This window comes from Azonexus hydrophilus (assembly GCF_905120355.1).
GTDB lineage: Bacteria > Pseudomonadota > Gammaproteobacteria > Burkholderiales > Rhodocyclaceae > Azonexus.
The window spans coordinates 127,290-144,060 of sequence record NZ_CAJHOB010000009.1 but is presented as its reverse complement, the minus strand read 5'-3'; the positions used below and the strand labels follow the sequence as shown (position 1 = coordinate 144,060).

The 16,771-nt window shown below is 57.7% G+C and carries 14 protein-coding genes and 1 tRNA gene; 8 read left to right on the top strand and 7 right to left on the bottom strand.

What is annotated here, in order from left to right:
* Positions 1-87: 87 nt before the first annotated feature.
* The 3 genes from JYJ39_RS09215 to JYJ39_RS09205 all read right to left on the bottom strand — a co-directional run bounded on the left by JYJ39_RS09215 (position 88) and on the right by JYJ39_RS09205 (position 3,083).
* Positions 88-1,089 (bottom strand): cation diffusion facilitator family transporter, encoded by a 1,002-nt coding sequence (locus tag JYJ39_RS09215; protein ID WP_205203813.1) that lies wholly within the window; start codon positions 1,087-1,089, stop codon positions 88-90.
* A gap of 36 nt (positions 1,090-1,125) precedes the next feature.
* Positions 1,126-2,424, bottom strand: coding sequence for a condensation domain-containing protein (locus JYJ39_RS09210; protein WP_205203812.1), 1,299 nt, complete (start codon positions 2,422-2,424; stop codon positions 1,126-1,128).
* A 583-nt stretch (positions 2,425-3,007) separates the two neighbouring features.
* Positions 3,008-3,083: transfer RNA gene (locus JYJ39_RS09205), tRNA-Asn, on the bottom strand.
* Positions 3,084-3,158: 75 nt separating this feature from the next.
* Here JYJ39_RS09205 and JYJ39_RS09200 point away from each other — a divergent pair.
* Complete coding sequence (locus JYJ39_RS09200; protein ID WP_205203810.1) at positions 3,159-4,832, top strand: hypothetical protein; 1,674 nt, start codon at positions 3,159-3,161, stop codon at positions 4,830-4,832.
* A gap of 69 nt (positions 4,833-4,901) precedes the next feature.
* Here JYJ39_RS09200 and JYJ39_RS09195 read toward each other — a convergent pair whose 3' ends face one another.
* Positions 4,902-6,107, bottom strand: a complete 1,206-nt coding sequence (locus JYJ39_RS09195) for an aromatic amino acid transaminase (protein ID WP_205203808.1) — start codon at positions 6,105-6,107, stop codon at positions 4,902-4,904.
* Positions 6,108-6,217: 110 nt separating this feature from the next.
* On the opposite strand from JYJ39_RS09195, the gene uvrB reads away from it, so the two are divergent.
* Together uvrB and JYJ39_RS09185 are read left to right on the top strand one after the other, a co-directional pair.
* Positions 6,218-8,305, top strand: coding sequence for an excinuclease ABC subunit UvrB (gene uvrB, locus JYJ39_RS09190; protein WP_205203806.1), 2,088 nt, complete (start codon positions 6,218-6,220; stop codon positions 8,303-8,305).
* Entirely contained in the window at positions 8,302-8,784 is a 483-nt protein-coding gene (locus JYJ39_RS09185; protein WP_205203805.1) for a low molecular weight protein-tyrosine-phosphatase, read from the top strand. The genes uvrB and JYJ39_RS09185 overlap by 4 nt, the downstream gene beginning before the upstream one ends.
* Positions 8,785-8,844: 60 nt before the next feature.
* Here the strand turns inward: JYJ39_RS09185 and JYJ39_RS09180 are convergent, their stop codons facing one another.
* A complete protein-coding gene (locus tag JYJ39_RS09180) occupies positions 8,845-11,586 on the bottom strand; it encodes an Rne/Rng family ribonuclease (RefSeq protein WP_205203804.1) in 2,742 nt (913 codons plus the stop codon).
* Between the two features lie 405 nt (positions 11,587-11,991).
* Between JYJ39_RS09180 and JYJ39_RS09175 the strand changes: the two genes are divergently transcribed.
* From JYJ39_RS09175 to JYJ39_RS09165, 3 genes are all read left to right on the top strand, one after another.
* On the top strand, positions 11,992-12,996 hold the full coding sequence (locus JYJ39_RS09175; protein ID WP_205203803.1) for an RluA family pseudouridine synthase: 1,005 nt from the start codon (positions 11,992-11,994) through the stop codon (positions 12,994-12,996).
* Positions 12,993-13,643 carry an HAD family hydrolase gene (locus JYJ39_RS09170; RefSeq protein ID WP_205203802.1) on the top strand — a complete coding sequence of 217 codons (651 nt, stop codon included), beginning with the start codon at positions 12,993-12,995 and terminating at the stop codon, positions 13,641-13,643. The genes JYJ39_RS09175 and JYJ39_RS09170 overlap by 4 nt, the downstream gene beginning before the upstream one ends.
* Positions 13,644-13,727: 84 nt before the next feature.
* Positions 13,728-14,687: a S49 family peptidase gene (locus JYJ39_RS09165; protein WP_205203801.1), complete on the top strand. Its 960-nt coding sequence runs from the start codon at positions 13,728-13,730 to the stop codon at positions 14,685-14,687.
* Here the strand turns inward: JYJ39_RS09165 and JYJ39_RS09160 are convergent.
* Complete coding sequence (locus JYJ39_RS09160) at positions 14,684-15,391, bottom strand: SAM-dependent methyltransferase (RefSeq protein WP_205203800.1); 708 nt, start codon at positions 15,389-15,391, stop codon at positions 14,684-14,686. The genes JYJ39_RS09165 and JYJ39_RS09160 overlap by 4 nt on opposite strands.
* A complete protein-coding gene (locus JYJ39_RS09155; protein ID WP_205203798.1) occupies positions 15,388-15,981 on the bottom strand; it encodes a Maf family nucleotide pyrophosphatase in 594 nt (197 codons plus the stop codon). The genes JYJ39_RS09160 and JYJ39_RS09155 overlap by 4 nt, the downstream gene beginning before the upstream one ends.
* Positions 15,982-16,058: 77 nt before the next feature.
* On the opposite strand from JYJ39_RS09155, the gene JYJ39_RS09150 reads away from it, so the two are divergent.
* Entirely contained in the window at positions 16,059-16,547 is a 489-nt protein-coding gene (locus JYJ39_RS09150; protein WP_240189605.1) for a YceD family protein, read from the top strand.
* Positions 16,548-16,567: 20 nt separating this feature from the next.
* Entirely contained in the window at positions 16,568-16,747 is a 180-nt protein-coding gene (rpmF, locus tag JYJ39_RS09145; RefSeq protein ID WP_205203796.1) for a 50S ribosomal protein L32, read from the top strand.
* The last annotated feature ends 24 nt before the right edge of the window (positions 16,748-16,771 follow it).

Sequence of the window (16,771 nt, the reverse complement as noted above, 5' to 3'; positions counted from 1 at the left end):
TATCGCCCCTCAATTCAAGATTCTATCGAAGCGACAACTATTCTGACCCAGGGGGTGCTGAAGCGGGGCGATTTTCTCCATTGGGGACTAGATATGGGCTTCGATCAGTGGTGGCTGGGCGTCGTTGCCGCCAGGGTTTGTGAGATCCTCAGCATTTCCCCCTTGCTGTAGCGGCTTGATGACAACGCTGACTTCCGCATTTGGAATGTCTGTTTCAACGCCCATTCGCAAGGACTCGATAGTGATCTCTGCCTCGCCTATCGTCTTGGTGGGATCAAAGCCCAGAGCTATCTCGATGAACAGCCGGTTGCCGGCTCGTCGTGAGCGTACGCCGTGAAATGCCTCGTAGCCATCAAAATGCTTGGCCAGGTGCCGCATGATGACGATTTGCACGTCTTCGGCGAGTGTGCGGTCGAGCAGGTCATGGAGCGTTTCCAGCAGGACAGGAACGTATAACCCGATGGCAAAGATGGAATAAGCCAGAGCGCATGCCGGGTCGAGGTAGATAGCCCACGGCTGATCCTGGAATACCAGGGCAAGCCCAAGGGCGATCAGGATGGCCACGGCCCCCAGGGCATCGTTACGTTTGTGACGCCACTCCATGTCAATCAAGGGGGAGGGCGAAGTGGTGGCAAGCCGTTTGTAGTAGATCCACAGGCCACCATTTACGACAAACACCAGGACCTGAACGACGATGCCGACAAAGGTAAAGTCAGCGTCGAGCGGTTCCGGTTGCAGCAGACGCATGAATGAATAGATGGCAAGTGCGACCAATGTCCCGATATAGCACAAGGCTCCGAACAAACTACCGACTCGTTCAAGCTTTCCGGCGCCGTAATCAAAATCATGCAGCTGGCCTTCGCGAATGTTTCTGAGAATACGCAGAGACACCGCGTAGGAAGCGAAACTCTTGATGTAATCCGCAACGTCCGAGAGCAACAACATGGACCCGGAAAGAATGGCGATTAGTGCGTAGGGTATGAACGTCACGAGATAAATCACCACGCTGATCCACAGTGCGCGCGCCTGACGTGCAGCCTGCTCTTGTGCATTTGTTTTGGCTGCTTGCGATGAACGGGTTGTACTCATTTTTTGATTGTTTGGGTGTTTTTTGCTGCTGAAAAATTATTGCACGCGGCCAATTCTTACTAATTCTATCAGGCTGCACTCAAGCTCATTTTGAATTTCAATAATTGTTGCGCACGAGATGTACTGCCCCCAGAAGATATAGTAAAAACTCATTTCTTCGTAATCAAGGTAGTCTGAGATGTATAAGCTAAAAGGAAGGTTGGAGCTTTTTGAGTTATGATGATGCAAGCTTGCAAAACCCAGAGAGTGGTTTTTGTTGAAGCAAAAATATGATACTTCGGCCTGAGGTGTATATGGGCCATTTTTTTCCATATTCGATGGAGAGATTATTCCATTGCTCCAAGGGAAATCTTTGTGGCGATAAAATTCTCTGGATTGAATTTTGGCTGATTCAATGGCGTCATTCAATTTATTTGAGTTGCTGAAATCGAAGGTGAATGGTGCTGCGATTTCGTAAGCGCCAATGCTGTTTTTTTCTTCTTTTCCGACACGGTTTCCAATCGGTATTTCAATGCTGATCCGTTGGCATCCGTTTTTTTTCGCTAGCAATTCAGCAAGGGCTGAGGAAATCACGAGGTAAGGCGATATTTTTTTCTGCTCGCAATAGCCGAGTAGTGCGCTTTTTGATTCCTTGTCTAGCTGAAAATTCAAGCTGGTGGCATCTGATTCTTCGATCCCGATGGCGTCTTTAAAAATGGGCTCGCATCTTGATAGTTCATGAAATTTTGTTTCCCAGAATTTTTCATCATCAATGTGACTAATTCTGGTGCTGTTGAGACGAACCTTTTCTAGATGCGATGCGAATGGATGCCAGTGTATTTCCGTGTGCTCGTCAAGCAAAACTTTCTGGATGGCTTCGTAAAGAATGATTCCGGAAATTCCGTCGAAAACAAGATGGTTGAAGCAGAAGTGCAGATTGTTGAAAGAGTTGTTGATTGAGTAGATGAATGCGTGAAACAGCTTGTCTCTGTTGTTGATTTCTTTTTCTGGGATGCTGTCGCAGTATCTTTGATACTGTTCAGTCGATGGGAAGTTGTATGTTTTTATCTCCGGTATTGTGGGCGCTGAAAATTCCATGTGCTTTTCATTGCCATCAGTGAAGCATTTTGCACCGGAGATGTCTGCAGGCAGAAGACATTTTTTCACTGCGTGGCGTAGCTGTTCTACTGGGAAGTGTCTGGAAAACCTTATTTCGAATGAAATGTTGTAAGGCGTTCCTTTTGACCTGTCGTTGACGTCGAATATATAACTCTGTTCATCTGTCAGATGGAGTTTTTTCATTTTTATGTTCGGATTTCCAGGAAGATCGTTTCTTGCCGTTGCGGAGCTTTGCATGTTTTTGGAGTCTTCGCGCGGAATTCTGGTGTGCTGTCAAAACTATGCTGACCCAGGGGGGGCAGATTGTCGACTCTGATCACTACGCCGCAGCCAAACACGCACAGGCATGCAGCATAAACTGCCTCAGGCAGAAAAAATACGCACAATCACTGGTGGGGGCACAATTTTATTGCAGCACGAAGGAGGAATTCGGCTACTTGCAATGCGCGTAATCTCACGGTTACGTGGGCTTTTCCGTTGCCGTTCACTGCAGCATGAAGGCCTCGTACTCCAGGCGGTTGAGTTGACGGGTCAGCAGGATCAGGCCGGTGCACAGTGTGATCAATACAGACAACGTGAAACCATAGCCGTGCAGTGCCGCGCCGAAGGCGAGTGTGGGGCCGCGACGCCGCCCAAAAAACGAAGCGGGGGATTCGGGAGAAACGGGTGATGCCCGAATCCCCCGTTTCTCCCGTGGCAAAAGTTGGAGTAGGCTACGACGTGGGGGGCGGCAGGCAACCGACGGACTGGGGATCTACCGGACGACGGACCAGAAAAGCAAAAAGCCCGCAAAAATGCGGGCTAAGTGCTTGTGTTTATTTGGCTCCCCGACCTGGGCTCGAACCAGGGACCTACGGATTAACAGTCCGGCGCTCTACCGACTGAGCTATCGGGGAATATAAAGATGGCATTATAGTAGTAGAATGCCTTAAAGTCAAGATAGACGGTAGATTTCCGAGGAAAGGAAGTTCATGGGTTCTGCACGAATTTATGCAAAAACGCCTGCTGGCGATGAGGCGGTACGGCAAAGTACACGTGTGGTTCAGAGGAACCTGCGCCTAGTTCTGGTGCAGGTGGATGGCAAGTTGAGTGTCGATGAATTGATTGCCAAAATTGGCAACGCGCGACTGGTGGAAAGCGCGATCAATGACCTGGAGCGCGGGGGGTTTATTGTGCCGCAGGCTGAGGCAGCTGCGGCATGGGCGGTAGGCGTGCCGCCGGAGAAGGAGGAGTTGCATTCGGCGATTTCACAATTCTCGACTTTCGGCGAACGTGCGCCTACGTTCGTCTCCATGGAAGCGCCCGGGGCTGGGCCTGCCAGTGTTTTCTCCGCATTCGGCAAGCCGGTCTTGCCCGCGAGTGAGCAGGAAGCTCCGCCGAAGAAACGGCAGAAACTGGAGGAAGAAACCGCTGAACCAGGCCCAGGGCGGCAATGGCGGATTTTTCCTCTGCTTGGCGGTGCCTTTATGGTGCTGGTGGCACTGTTGGTTTTGCTGGTGTTCTTTTTTCCCTATAACAATTACCGTGCCGATCTGGAGCAGTTGGCTGGCAAGTTGTTGCACATGCCTGTCACGATCGGGGAGGTGGAGTTTGTTGCTCTGCCACGACCGCGCCTCGAGTTGCATGATTTACGTCTGAGTGGCGCGGGCGAGGAGACCGCCAGGATTGGCAAGGTGAGTTTGCCGCCGCCTTGGCACTTGTTGCTCAAAGGCGGTGCGGCGGTGACGCAGCTGGACTTGGTAGATGTGAGCTGCTCGCTGGACAGGCTGCTGATGCAGCCGGGGGTGGCCAGCGACAAGGCGTTTGCTCTGCTGGCCTTGCGTCAGGTTAACGTCGATGGTCTGCAGGTTCTTGCTGCAAAGAATACGGTTTTGGGACCGTTTAACGGCCTGCTCCGCTATGAAAACGGGCATTTCGTCGAAGGGCGCCTGGAAACTGGGGAACGTGAATTGCTGATTGAGGCAAAGCCTGCCGCAGGTCAGCTTGCTTTGCGTATTGAAGGGCGCGCCTGGCTGCTACCTGGTACGCCTGTGCGCTTTGGGGCGCTGGATGCGAAAGCGACCCTTGATATCCAGGGTTTGCAGGTGCGGGAAATCGACGCGAGTTTTTCTGGTGGGGTCTTGAGGGGGGACTGGAGCCTGGGCTGGTATGAAAATGGTTTGGCCATGCGGGGAGACTTCCTCCTGGCGCGGGTGGATCTGCAGCAAGCTGGTGGTGTGTTGCCCAGGCTCAAGTTGGCAGGTGCTCTGGAGGGGCCGCTGCGCCTTGAGGGCAGTGGTGCCAGTTGGGCGGATATGTGGTCGGCTGCCCGTCTGGAGATGCAGGCCAAGGTGCTGCGCGGTAATTTGTTTGGTGTGGATCTTGGCGAGGCCAGCCGGCGTGGCCCCGGGTCTGTGGTCCGGGCGGGAAGTACACGTTTTGATCAACTGACGGCAAGGGTAAGCGCAGATGCGTCAGGGATTGCGCTCAATGAATTGCAACTGGATGCTGGCGCCTTGAATGCCGGCGGCGCCCTGCGCCATACACCGGACGGGCGGCTGGAGGGGCGTTTGACAATCGAGGTGCGCTCTTCGGTGGCTGCAATCAAGGTCCCGGTGCGGGTCAGTGGTGTTCTACCCAATGCAGAAGTGATGGTTGAGCGCTGATTTTCCTTTTTTCCATGAACAAAGGCCGCGATCTGCGGCCTTTGGTTTATTGAACGCCGGCAGTGCGTGTCAGCGGATCACCGTGGCAACAGCCTTGGCGACGTAATCGATGTTCTTGCTGTTCAATGCGGCCAGACAGATGCGGCCGGTCGATACGGCATAGATACCGAATTCCTCTTTCAGGCGCTCGACCTGGGCTGCCGAGAGTCCCGTGTAGGAGAACATGCCGCGCTGCTGAACAACGAAAGAGAAGTCCTGCGCGCAGCCGGTGGCCTTGATGGCATCGACCAGGCCGGTACGCATGGCACGGATGCGGTCGCGCATGCCGGCGAGTTCGGCTTCCCACTGGGCGCGCAATTCGGAAGAGGCAAGCACGCCGGCAACCAGTGCGGCACCATGGGTGTGGGGGTTGGAATAGTTGGTGCGAATGACGCGTTTGACCTGCGACATGACACGCGCTGATTCTTCCTTGGAGGCGGTCACGATGGACAAGGCGCCGACGCGTTCGCCGTAGAGCGAGAAGTTCTTTGAGAACGAGCTGGAGGCAAAGAACTGCAGGCCGGAAGCCGAGAAGGCACGGATGGCCACGGCGTCGGCGTCAATGCCGTCGGCGAAGCCTTGGTAGGCCATGTCGAGGAAAGGCACCAGACCGCGTTCTTTGCAGATGGCGACGACTTCGGACCACTGGGCGTCGCTCAGATCAGCGCCGGTCGGATTGTGGCAGCAGGCATGTAGCAGAACGACCGAGCCTGGAGCCATCTTGTTCAAATCGGCCTTCATGCCGACGAAGTTCACGCCACGGGTCGCCGCATCGTAATAGGCGTAGTCTTCGACGATGAAGCCGGCGGCTTCGAACAAGGCGCGGTGGTTTTCCCAGGAGGGATTGCTGATGTAGACCTTGGCGTCCGGGTTCAGGCGCTTCAGGTAGTCGGCGCCGATGCGCAGCGCGCCGGTGCCGCCGATGGCCTGGGCGGTGATCACGCGGCCCGCGGCGAGCAGTTCCGAGTCCTTGCCGAAGAGCAGGTTCTGGACGGCGGTGTTGTAGGCCGGAGCGCCTTCGATTGGCTGATAACCGCGCGGCAGGGCGGCTTTGACGCGGGCATCTTCAGCGGCCTTGACGGCGGCGAGCAGGGGGATTTTCCCGTTGTCGTCGAAGTACACGCCAACACCGAGGTTCACCTTGGTGTCACGTGCATCGGCGTTGAAGGCTTCGTTCAGACCCAGAATCGGGTCGCGCGGGGCGAGTTCCACCGCGGCAAAGATCGAAGAGGACATGACTGACTCCGTGGAATAATAGGAAGGAAATGTGCGACAGCCGTCAGGGCTGCCGGAAGGCGGCGGTTCTGCTGGCCAGAGCGGCGCGACAGAAAACGTAAAATACTAACATGAGCGAATCTACCCAAAGCACGCCTGTGGTGACTTTTTCGGGCAGTCCTTACCGGCTGCACCAGCCTTTTCCTCCGGCCGGCGATCAACCAGTGGCGATCAAACAATTGGTCGAGGGCGTCGAGGATGGCTTGTCCTTTCAAACCCTGCTGGGTGTGACCGGCTCGGGCAAAACCTACACCATGGCCAACGTCATCGCCCGCACCGGGCGGCCGGCGCTGGTGCTGGCGCCGAACAAGACGCTGGCGGCGCAGTTGTACTCGGAGTTCAAGGAGTTTTTTCCGGAAAACGCCGTCGAGTACTTCGTTTCCTACTACGACTACTACCAGCCGGAAGCCTATGTGCCGTCGCGCGACCTGTTCATCGAAAAGGACAGTTCGATTAACGACCACATCGAGCAGATGCGCTTGAGTGCAACGAAGAGCCTGATCGAGCGGCGCGATGTGGTGATCGTGGCGACGGTATCGTGCATCTACGGCATCGGCGACCGTGACGAGTACCACAACATGATCCTGACCATGCGCGTCGGCGACCGCATGGACCAGCGCGACATCGTCAAGCGCCTGACCGACATGCAGTACGAGCGCAACGAAATGGATTTCCACCGCGGCATCTTCCGCGTGCGCGGTGACGTCATCGACATTTTTCCGGCCGAGCACGCCGAACACGCGATTCGTGTCTCGCTGTTCGACGACGAAATAGAAAAGTTGCAGTTTTTCGATCCGCTGACTGGCCAGTTATTGCACCAGGCGTTGCGCTTCACCGTATTCCCCGCATCGCATTACGTCACGCCGCGGGCAACGGTGCTGAAAGCTATCGAAACGATCAAGGCTGAATTGACCGAGCGTATCGCTTATTTCACCGCCAGCCAGAAACTGGTGGAAGCGCAGCGGATCGAACAGCGCACCCGATTTGATCTTGAAATGCTCGATCAGATTGGCTTCTGTAAAGGCATCGAAAACTACTCAGGGCATTTTTCCGGGCGTCAGGCGGGTGAGCCGCCTCCGACCCTGATCGATTATCTGCCGCGTGACGCGCTGATGTTCATTGATGAATCGCACGTGACCATCGGCCAGGTCGGCGGCATGTACAAGGGTGACCGTTCGCGCAAGGAAAATCTTGTTGATTATGGTTTTCGCCTGCCGTCAGCGCTCGATAACCGTCCCTTGCAGTTCAATGAATTTGAAGCGCATTTGCGGCAAACCATCTTTGTCTCGGCGACCCCGGCGGATTATGAAGCCACGCATGCAGGCCAGGTCGTGGAACAGGTGGTGCGGCCGACCGGGCTGGTTGATCCGGAAATCATCGTGCGGCCAGCGTCTACCCAGGTCGATGATCTGCTGGGGGAAATCAGGCTGCGGGTGGCGGCAGAGGAGCGGGTTTTGGTGACCACGCTGACCAAGCGCATGGCTGAGGATCTGACGGATTTTCTCGCTGATCACGGGGTACGCGTACGCTATTTGCATTCGGATATTGATACGGTCGAGCGGGTCGAGATCATCCGTGACCTTCGCCTGGGGGAATTTGACGTCTTGGTGGGTATCAATCTGCTGCGCGAGGGGCTGGATATTCCGGAAGTGTCATTGGTGGCGATTCTCGATGCCGACAAGGAGGGCTTTCTGCGCTCTGAGCGTTCGCTGATTCAGACCATTGGTCGGGCGGCCCGGCATATCCATGGTACGGCCATTCTTTATGCCGACAAGGTCACGCAATCGATGCAGCGGGCTATCGCTGAGACCGGGCGGCGACGCGAAAAACAGCTGGCATTCAACCTGGAGCACGGGATTGTGCCGCGCGGGGTATCGAAGAAAATCAAGGACATCATTGATGGTGTGTATGACGCCGGCCAGGCACAAAATGCGCTGAAAGTAGCCCAGGACCGGGCAAATTATGCGACGATGAGCGAAAAATCAGTCGCTAGGGAGATCAAGCGGCTGGAAAAAGAAATGCTCGACTGCGCGAAAAACCTTGAATTTGAAAAAGCGGCGGCAGCGCGGGATGCGTTGTTCCGTTTGCGCGAACAAGTGTTTGGTGCGGCGCAGCATGATGGATCTGGAGAGCATCCCGACAGAGGAGCTGAACAATGACAATCCGTGTTCTGATGGTGTGTATGGGGAATATCTGCCGGTCGCCTACGGCAGAGGCGGTATTGCGCCATTACGTGCGAGCCAATGGACTGGGCGACCAAGTGGAAATCGATTCAGCGGGCACCCACGGCTATCACGTTGGCGAGGCGCCTGATCCGCGCACGCAGCGGGCTGCTGCTGCGCGCCATTATGATTTGTCGCAGTTGCGGGCACGCAAGGTGGCTTATCAGGACCTCGATTATTTTGACCTGATTCTTGCCATGGACAAGAACAACTTCGACAACCTGCAGCGCATGGCAACGCCGGAGCAGTTGTCAAAAATCCATCTGCTGATGGAGTACGCCAGAAATTTCGACGATCATGAAGTGCCCGATCCTTACTACGGTCTTGGGCATGGTTTCGATCTGGTACTCGATATGGTCGAAGACGCCGCGCAGGGGTTGGTTGGTGTATTGAAGAAACAAGTCAGCAGGAAGTAGGTAGGCAAAAAAAACCGGGGAATTTGTCCCCGGTTTGTCTTGGTCGCTGCTCTGACGTGCTTACTTCGGTGCAGTTTCCACCATGACCATGGCTTCTGCCTCAGCCGGCGCGGTCCGGGTTTTGCGCGGACGTCCCAATTTTTGTGGCGGTTCAACTACAGCCGGTGCATTCGTGGCAGCGGTAGTCTGCACCAGCACCAGGCCACTGTCGGCAAGTGCGGCATCAATGTCGATGGCGGGCGCTGCTACTACTTCCGGGGCTGCTTCGTCCGTGATTGGCGGTGTGCTGGGAACGGATTGAACAGGTTCGGCAACAACGGGTTCTTCCATCACCTCGACCGCTGCGGCTGCTTCTTCAACAACCGGTGTGCTGGCAATCGGCTCAGCAGATACGGATCCGATTTCAGCCGCTGCGACGACAATAGCTGCCGGTTCAATGACCGTGGTGGCTTCAGCCGGGACTTCTTCGCTGGCAGTTGCTGCTACCAGCGGTTCAAGCGCAACCACGGCGGTAGGCAGCGGTGTCGTGAGCGGGAAGCTGGGGCTGTTTTCCGTATTTGTTTCGCTGGCTTGAGTTGCCATCGGCGGAGTTTCCTCGGTCGAGACGCTCAAGGTTTCTTCCGTGCTGGTGGAGATTTCACCTTCGCGCCGTTCCGGGCGGTCACCACGGTTACGGCCACCACGCCGGCCACGCCGACGGCCACTTCCTTGCTCTTCGCTCACGGCAGTCTCACTGGCTGGCGAAATGTTTTCTCCGCCAGTCGGTTGTGCGACAGTCTCTGCGACGGGTTTGTTTTCAGCGGGAGTGCGCTCGCGCCGCTCTCGGCGTGGTTTACGCTCCGTGCGTTCGCTCGTGGGTGTGGCTGCTACGTTGTCGCTGGCAACGGTTTCCTCCTGCGCGGCTTTCTGGCTGCGCTCGCCGTTGCGGGTATTCTGGCGCTCACCGCGTTCGCCATTTTCCTCGTTACGACCATTGCGGTTATTACGGCCGTTGCGCCGGTTGCCCTGACGCTCGCCGCGTTCGTTGTTGCGACCGTTGCGCGGTTTTTGTGCCGGCGTGGCGGTGGGTTCCGCCGGGGCTGCGGCTGCGGTGTTGCCGGCGAACAGCGATTTCAGCCAGCCCAGCAGGCCGCTTGTGGCAGCGGGGGTCGTGACCGGGAGGACAGCCTGTTTTTCGGCAACCACCGGGGCAGGTTGGGCCGGAGTGATACCTTTGACGGCGGCTTCCTGGCGTGGTTTTTGTTTGTCCGCCGGGTTGTTTTTGCGCGTTTCTTCCTCGCTGGGCTGGTCCACCATCTTGTAGGAGGGGGCGCGCTCGTCTTCGTTGTTCAGGTCGTCGTGGCGTAGGCGAGTGATCGTGTGCGCCGGAGTTTCCAGATGAACATTCGGAATCAGCAGGATGGTGACCTTGTGGCGCAGTTCGATGGCCTGGATGTCCGGGCGCTTCTCGTTGAGCAGGAAGGTGGCGACATCGACTGGCACCTGAACATGCACGGCGCCGGTGTTTTCCTTCATCGCTTCCTCTTCGAGGATGCGCAGGATATGCAGCGCGGCCGATTCGGTCGAACGGATGTGGCCGGTGCCGGTACAGCGCGGGCAGGAAATGTAGCTGGTTTCGGCAAGGGCCGGACGCAAGCGCTGGCGCGACAGTTCCATCAGGCCGAAGCGGCTGATCTTGCCCATCTGGACGCGGGCGCGGTCGAAACGCAGGGCGTCGCGCAGGCGGTTCTCGACTTCGCGCTGGGCCTTGCTGTTTTCCATGTCGATGAAGTCGATGACGATCAGGCCACCCAGGTCGCGCAGACGCAGCTGGCGGGCCAGTTCATCGGCGGCTTCGAGGTTGGTCTTGAGCGCCGTTTCCTCGATGTCGGCACCTTTGGTGGCACGACCGGAGTTGACGTCGACAGCGACCAGGGCTTCGGTGTGATCGATGACGATGGCGCCACCGGACGGCAGGTTGACCTGGCGAACGAAGGCGGTTTCGATCTGATGTTCGATCTGGAAGCGGGAGAACAACGGCACGTCGTCGCGGTAGCGTTTGACGCGATTGACGTTGTGCGGCATGACGGTGCCCATGAAGGCCTGGGCTTGTTCGAACACGTCGTCGGTGTCGATCAGGATCTCACCGATGTCCGGTTGGAAATAGTCGCGAATGGCGCGGATGACCAGGGAGCTTTCAAGATAGATGAGGAAAGCGCCCGAATGCTCTTTGGCCGCATTATCGATGGCGGTCCACAGCTGCATCAGGTAGTTCAGGTCCCACTGCAGCTCTTCTGCCTGACGGCCGATGGCGGCGGTGCGGGCGATCAGGCTCATGCCCTGCGGGACTTCGAGTTGATCCATGGCTTCGCGCAATTCGGTGCGCTCATCGCCGTCGACGCGACGGGAGACGCCGCCGCCGCGCGGGTTGTTCGGCATCAGCACGAGGTAACGGCCGGCCAGCGAGACGTAGGTGGTCAGGGCAGCGCCCTTGTTGCCACGCTCATCCTTGTCGACCTGGACGATCAGTTCCTGACCTTCCTTGAGGGCGTCCTGGATACGGGCCTTGCCCGGTTCGACGCCCGCCTGGAAATAGGCGCGGGAGACTTCCTTGAACGGCAGGAAACCGTGGCGCTCCGAACCGTAATCGACGAAGCAGGCTTCGAGTGACGGCTCGATGCGGGTGATGACCCCCTTGTAGATGTTGCTTTTGCGTTGTTCCTTGGCGGCGGATTCAATGTCGAGATCAATCAGTTTCTGACCATCGACAATGGCGACACGGAGTTCTTCCGCCTGTGTCGCATTGAAGAGCATGCGTTTCATGTTATTCGGGCTCCAGCTGGTCGGAGCACGGCGAAACGCCCATGCAGGCAGCGACAGGTTCAGTGATCGGGTTGCGTCATGATGAAAGAGGCAAAGGCGATGATGAGTGTGCTGATCGTTAAATGGCCACGCGTCTTTTTGCGACAGGCGCGGCTTGAAATTCCTGCAACGGGCGATCCGTGCGTGCTTGTGACAAGCTAATCCATTACCATCGCTACTTTTGGTGAGCGAACTTAACCAGGCGTTTTACGTGGTTTGCCCCGGGCAATTGGCACGGGAGGGAATTCATGGCCTGCCACGCGATGGTCGCACCCCGGTAGTATTTACCTTGGGCACTGCGCGCGTGGTCTGATGGTTCGGCATCCCTTCAAACGACGACGTGAAACCCGGGCAGTATATTTGAAAATGAGTGTGGCAGGGAATAATTCAGTCAGCTATCTGACGGTTGACGAAGATGCTGCAGGCCAGCGCCTGGATAACTTTTTGTTCCGGCATTGCAAGGGTGTGCCGAAGAGTCATGTCTACCGCATCCTGCGTAGTGGTGAAGTGCGTGTGAACAAGGGGCGGGTGGCCGCAACCTATCGTTTGCAGCCCGGTGATGTCCTGCGTCTGCCACCGCTGCGGCTGGCGCAGCGGCCGGCGGCTGAGGTGGTTGCGGCCGCCAAGGAGAGGGTCGAGTTGCCGCTTTTGTTCGAGGATGATGCCCTGCTGGTGGTGAATAAACCCGAAGGCGTGGCGGTGCATGGGGGGAGCGGGGTCAGTTTTGGTGTGATCGAAGCCCTGCGTCAGCAGCGACCGCAGGCCAAGTTTCTCGAACTGGCGCATCGCCTCGACCGGGAAACATCGGGAATCCTGCTGGTGGGCAAGAAACGTTCGGCGTTGACGGCCTTGCACGACATGTTCCGCGAGCATGGGGCGGGCGCGGATAAACGTTATCTGGTATTGGTCAGGGGGCGTTGGATGAATGCTGTCCAGCACGTTCGTTTGCCTTTGTACAAGTACTTGCAGGATAACGGCGAACGACGGGTGCGCGTGGATGCGTCAGGCAAGCCCGCGCATACGGTGTTCCGCCTGCTGGCACGCTGGCCGGGTATGAGTCTGCTGGAGGCGCAACTGAAAACTGGGCGTACGCACCAGATTCGTGTGCATCTGGCGCATCTGGGATTTCCCATTCTGGGGGACGAAAAATATGGCGATTTCGCTCTCAACCGGCAACTTGCTGCTGCAGGGCTGAAGCGGATGGCGCTGCACGCCTGGCGGATGGGTTTCCTGCATCCGTTGAGCGCCGAGCCGCTGGAGTTCATCGCGCCGTTGCCTGCGAATCTGCGCACCTATATCGCGCAGCTGGATGCGCAGGCGCCGCGCGAATTTTCTGCCGACACTTGTCCGGCCATTCTGGAGCGACAATGAAGTACGAATTGGTGATTTTTGACTGGGATGGCACCTTGCTCGACTCGACGGGGGCCATCGTACGTGCCATTCAGGCGGCTTGCGCTGATCTTGACTTGCCGGTGCCCAGTCGGGCTCAGGCCAGTCATGTGATCGGCCTCGGCCTGGGTGATGCCATGCGCCATGCGGTGCCGGATCTGAAACCGGAGAACTACCAGGCGATGATCGACCGTTACCGCTTCCACTACCTGTCGGGTGATCACGAACTAAGTCTGTTCGCAGGCGTGCCGCAGATGCTGGCCCGCCTGCAGGCAGCCGGGCATGTGCTCGCGGTGGCGACGGGCAAGAGCCGCCTGGGTCTGGAGCGGGCGCTCGATCATTCGGGTTTGCGCCCGTATTTTTCCGCCTCACGCTGTGCGGATGAGTGCCATTCAAAACCCCATCCGCAGATGCTGGAAGAATTGCTGGCTGAGTTTGGGGTGACGGAAGCTGCCGCCGTTATGATCGGTGATACCTCACATGACCTGCTGATGGCCCGTAATGCCGGGGTTGATGCTGTGGCGGTGACGTATGGGGCGCATCCGGTGGAACACCTGCAGGCGCACGCGCCGCGCGTCTGTGCGCAGGATGTGGCGGAACTCGATGGCTGGTTACGAGTCCATGGGTGATGATGTGCGGGTGCAACAAATGCGTTACAAACAATGGCATGATGCTCACCCTGTTGATTCAGATAACGATGTAGGACATACCTGATGGATAACACCTCACGCCCAGAAAACGATCCGGCCTGGGAACGCAAGACCCTGGAAAAACTGGCTTTTGCCGCGCTGAGCGAACAGCGGGCCAAACGTCGCTGGGGAATTTTCTTCAAATTGCTGGGTTTTGCTTACGTCAGCTTCATCCTGTTTGCCATGGTTGACTGGGATTCGGCCAAAGTGGCAGACAAGCATGTCGCGCTGGTGCAGTTGCGTGGCGTCATTGCGCCACAGTCTGAGGCGAGTGCGGAAAACCTCGTGGCTTCACTTAATTCCGCGTTTGAAGCGCCGAATTCGCAGGCCGTGATCTTGCGCATCAATAGCCCTGGGGGTAGCCCTGTGCAGGCAGGCATGGTTAACGATGAAATTCGTCGCCTGCGTGCCAAATATCCCGATAAACCGCTCTATGCGGTGGTGGAGGACGTCTGCGCATCCGGGGGGTACTACATTGCGGTCGCTGCGGACAGCATCTATGTCGATAAGGCCAGTATCGTGGGCTCCATCGGGGTGCTGATGGATGGGTTCGGTTTTACCGGCACCATGGAAAAGCTGGGTGTAGAACGGCGTTTGCTTACGGCAGGAGGGAACAAGGGGTTTCTTGATCCGTTCTCGCCGCAGTCAGAGGAGCAGACTGTGCATGCGCGTCAGATGCTGGCCAGCATCCACGAACAATTCATCAAGGTGGTGCGCGAGGGGCGTGGCAAGCGCCTGAAGGAAGGTGAGGATACCTTTTCCGGCTTGATGTGGACCGGCGAGCAAAGTGTGGCCATGGGGCTGGCTGATGCGCTGGGCTCGGTCGATAGCGTGGCGCGCGACGTGATCAAGAACGAGGAATTGCTCGACTATACCGTCAAGGAAAATCTGGCCGAGCGTTTTGCCAAGCGCTTTGGTGCTGGTGCGATGGATAGCCTGTGGCAGGGGCTGAGCAGCCGCCTGACAACGCCCGGGGTGTTCTAGGCCAGAAACAGGAAAACCGTCGGACGCCGCTCGAGATCGGGCGGCGTTTGTTTTTTCCAGGCAGCGATTGTCTGCGTGCGGATGCGCTCGCTGGGCAGGCTCAGGTCAGTCGCCACGCACAGCCGTGTGCCGGGCTGGCAATGGCGCAGCAGGGCGTCGAACAGGGCGGCATTGCGGTAAGGGGTTTCGATGCAGAGCTGGGTTTGCCGCTTCTGCCGCGACTCCTTTTCCAGGTCGCGCAACACCTTGCTGCGCTCGGCATCCTTGGCTGGCAGGTAGCCGTGGAAGGCGAAATGCTGGCCATCCAGGCCGCTGCCCATGAGGGCGAGGAGGAGGGATGAGGGGCCGATCAGCGGCACGACGCGGATGTTCTGCTGCTGTGCCAGTGCCACCAGCGCGGCCCCGGGATCAGCTACGGCCGGGCAGCCGGCCTCGGAGAGCAGGCCCACATCCTCGCCGGCGAGCAACGGCGCCAGTAGCGGGGCAATATCCGCCGGCCGGCTGTGTTCGTTGAGTTCATTCAGCTGCAATTCCTGCAAGGGCAGGGTGGTGCCGGCGATCTTGAGAAAGGCGCGGGCGCTTTTTGCGTTCTCGACCACGAAATGCCGCAGTGGCTGCAGGGTGGAGAGGGTGTGCGGTGGTAGCACATCCTGCGGCGCACCGGGGCCGAGCGGCACCGGGATCAGGTAAAGGGTGCCACTCATGCCAGCGGATTCATGCCGACCTGGCGCAGCATGGCGCACAGGGCGATCAGGGGCAGGCCGACCAGAGCGTTTGGGTCGTCGCCGGAAAGGCTATCCAGCAGAGCAATGCCGAGTCCTTCGGATTTGGCGGAGCCGGCGCAGTTGTAAGCGGGTTCGCGGGCGAGATAGTTCTCGATTTCGCTGTTGCTGAGCGAGCGGAATTTGACCTGTGTGGGAACGCCGCAGATCTGACGGCTGTCATTCCGGCTGTCGTAGAGACAGAGGGCGGTGTAAAAATTGACGCTCTGACCGGAGAGCTCCTGCAGTTGCGCCACGGCACGTTCGTGCGTGCTCGGTTTGCCGTAGATTTTGCCGTTGGCAATGGCCACCTGATCGCTGCCGATGATCAGGGCCTGCGGATACGCGGGCGCGACGGCGCGGGCTTTGGCTTCGGCCAGGCGCAAGGCAAGGGCTTCCGCTGCTTCGCCAGGGAGCGGGCTTTCATCGGTGTCCGGGCTGGCAACGGAAAATGGCAGTCCCAGGCGGGAAAGCAGCTCGCGGCGGTAGGGCGAGGTGGAGGCAAGAACGAGTGTGACGGGGGGCTGGTGCATGGTGTGGTTCTGGTTTTTCTTTGACTTGGTCAGCCGAAAATAATATCATCCGCCGTTTAAGTCGCAACAGATTCAAATTGAAAAGGATCAACGACGCCTTTCTCTTCGCCCGCGAAGCGCGTGTTCTGCAAGGAACAGTGCCGGTTTCCGGGATGGAGCGCCTGCATGACCTGCTGGTTGAGGTGGCGGGGGAAGTGGTCTGGCGCCTGGAAGGCATGCGCGGTGCGCGTGGGGAGTTTCTGCTGCACCTCACGGTGGGTGGGGTAATTCCTCTGGCCTGTCAGCGCTGTCTGAGTGCCATTCCTTTTCAGCTGGCGGTCGATAATTTGCTGGAGTTGGTGCCGGTGGATGCTGATCTGTCCCAGGATGAGCTGGAAGACGACAGCCGGGATTTTCTCCCGCTGGAAAAAGAACTGGACGTGGAAGCGCTGGTGGAGGATGAAATTCTTCTTTCCCTGCCGGTGGCGCCCCGTCATGAGCAATGCGTTGTACCCGGAGCTGCCGTGGCCGGTGAGCGGATCAATCCGTTTGCTGCCCTGGCGGGCTTCAAGGGTAAGCCGAACTGATTTTTTTGGAGTAACACATCATGGCCGTTCAACAGAACAAGAAGTCCCCGTCCAAGCGTGGCATGCATCGTGCACACGATTTTCTGACTGCTGCGCCGATCGCCATCGAGCCGACCACGGGTGAAACGCACCTGCGCCACCACATCTCGCCGAGCGGTTTCTATCGTGGCAAGAAAGTCCTCAAGGGCAAGGGCGAGTAATTATTCGAGGTAGGGGCAGGGCTT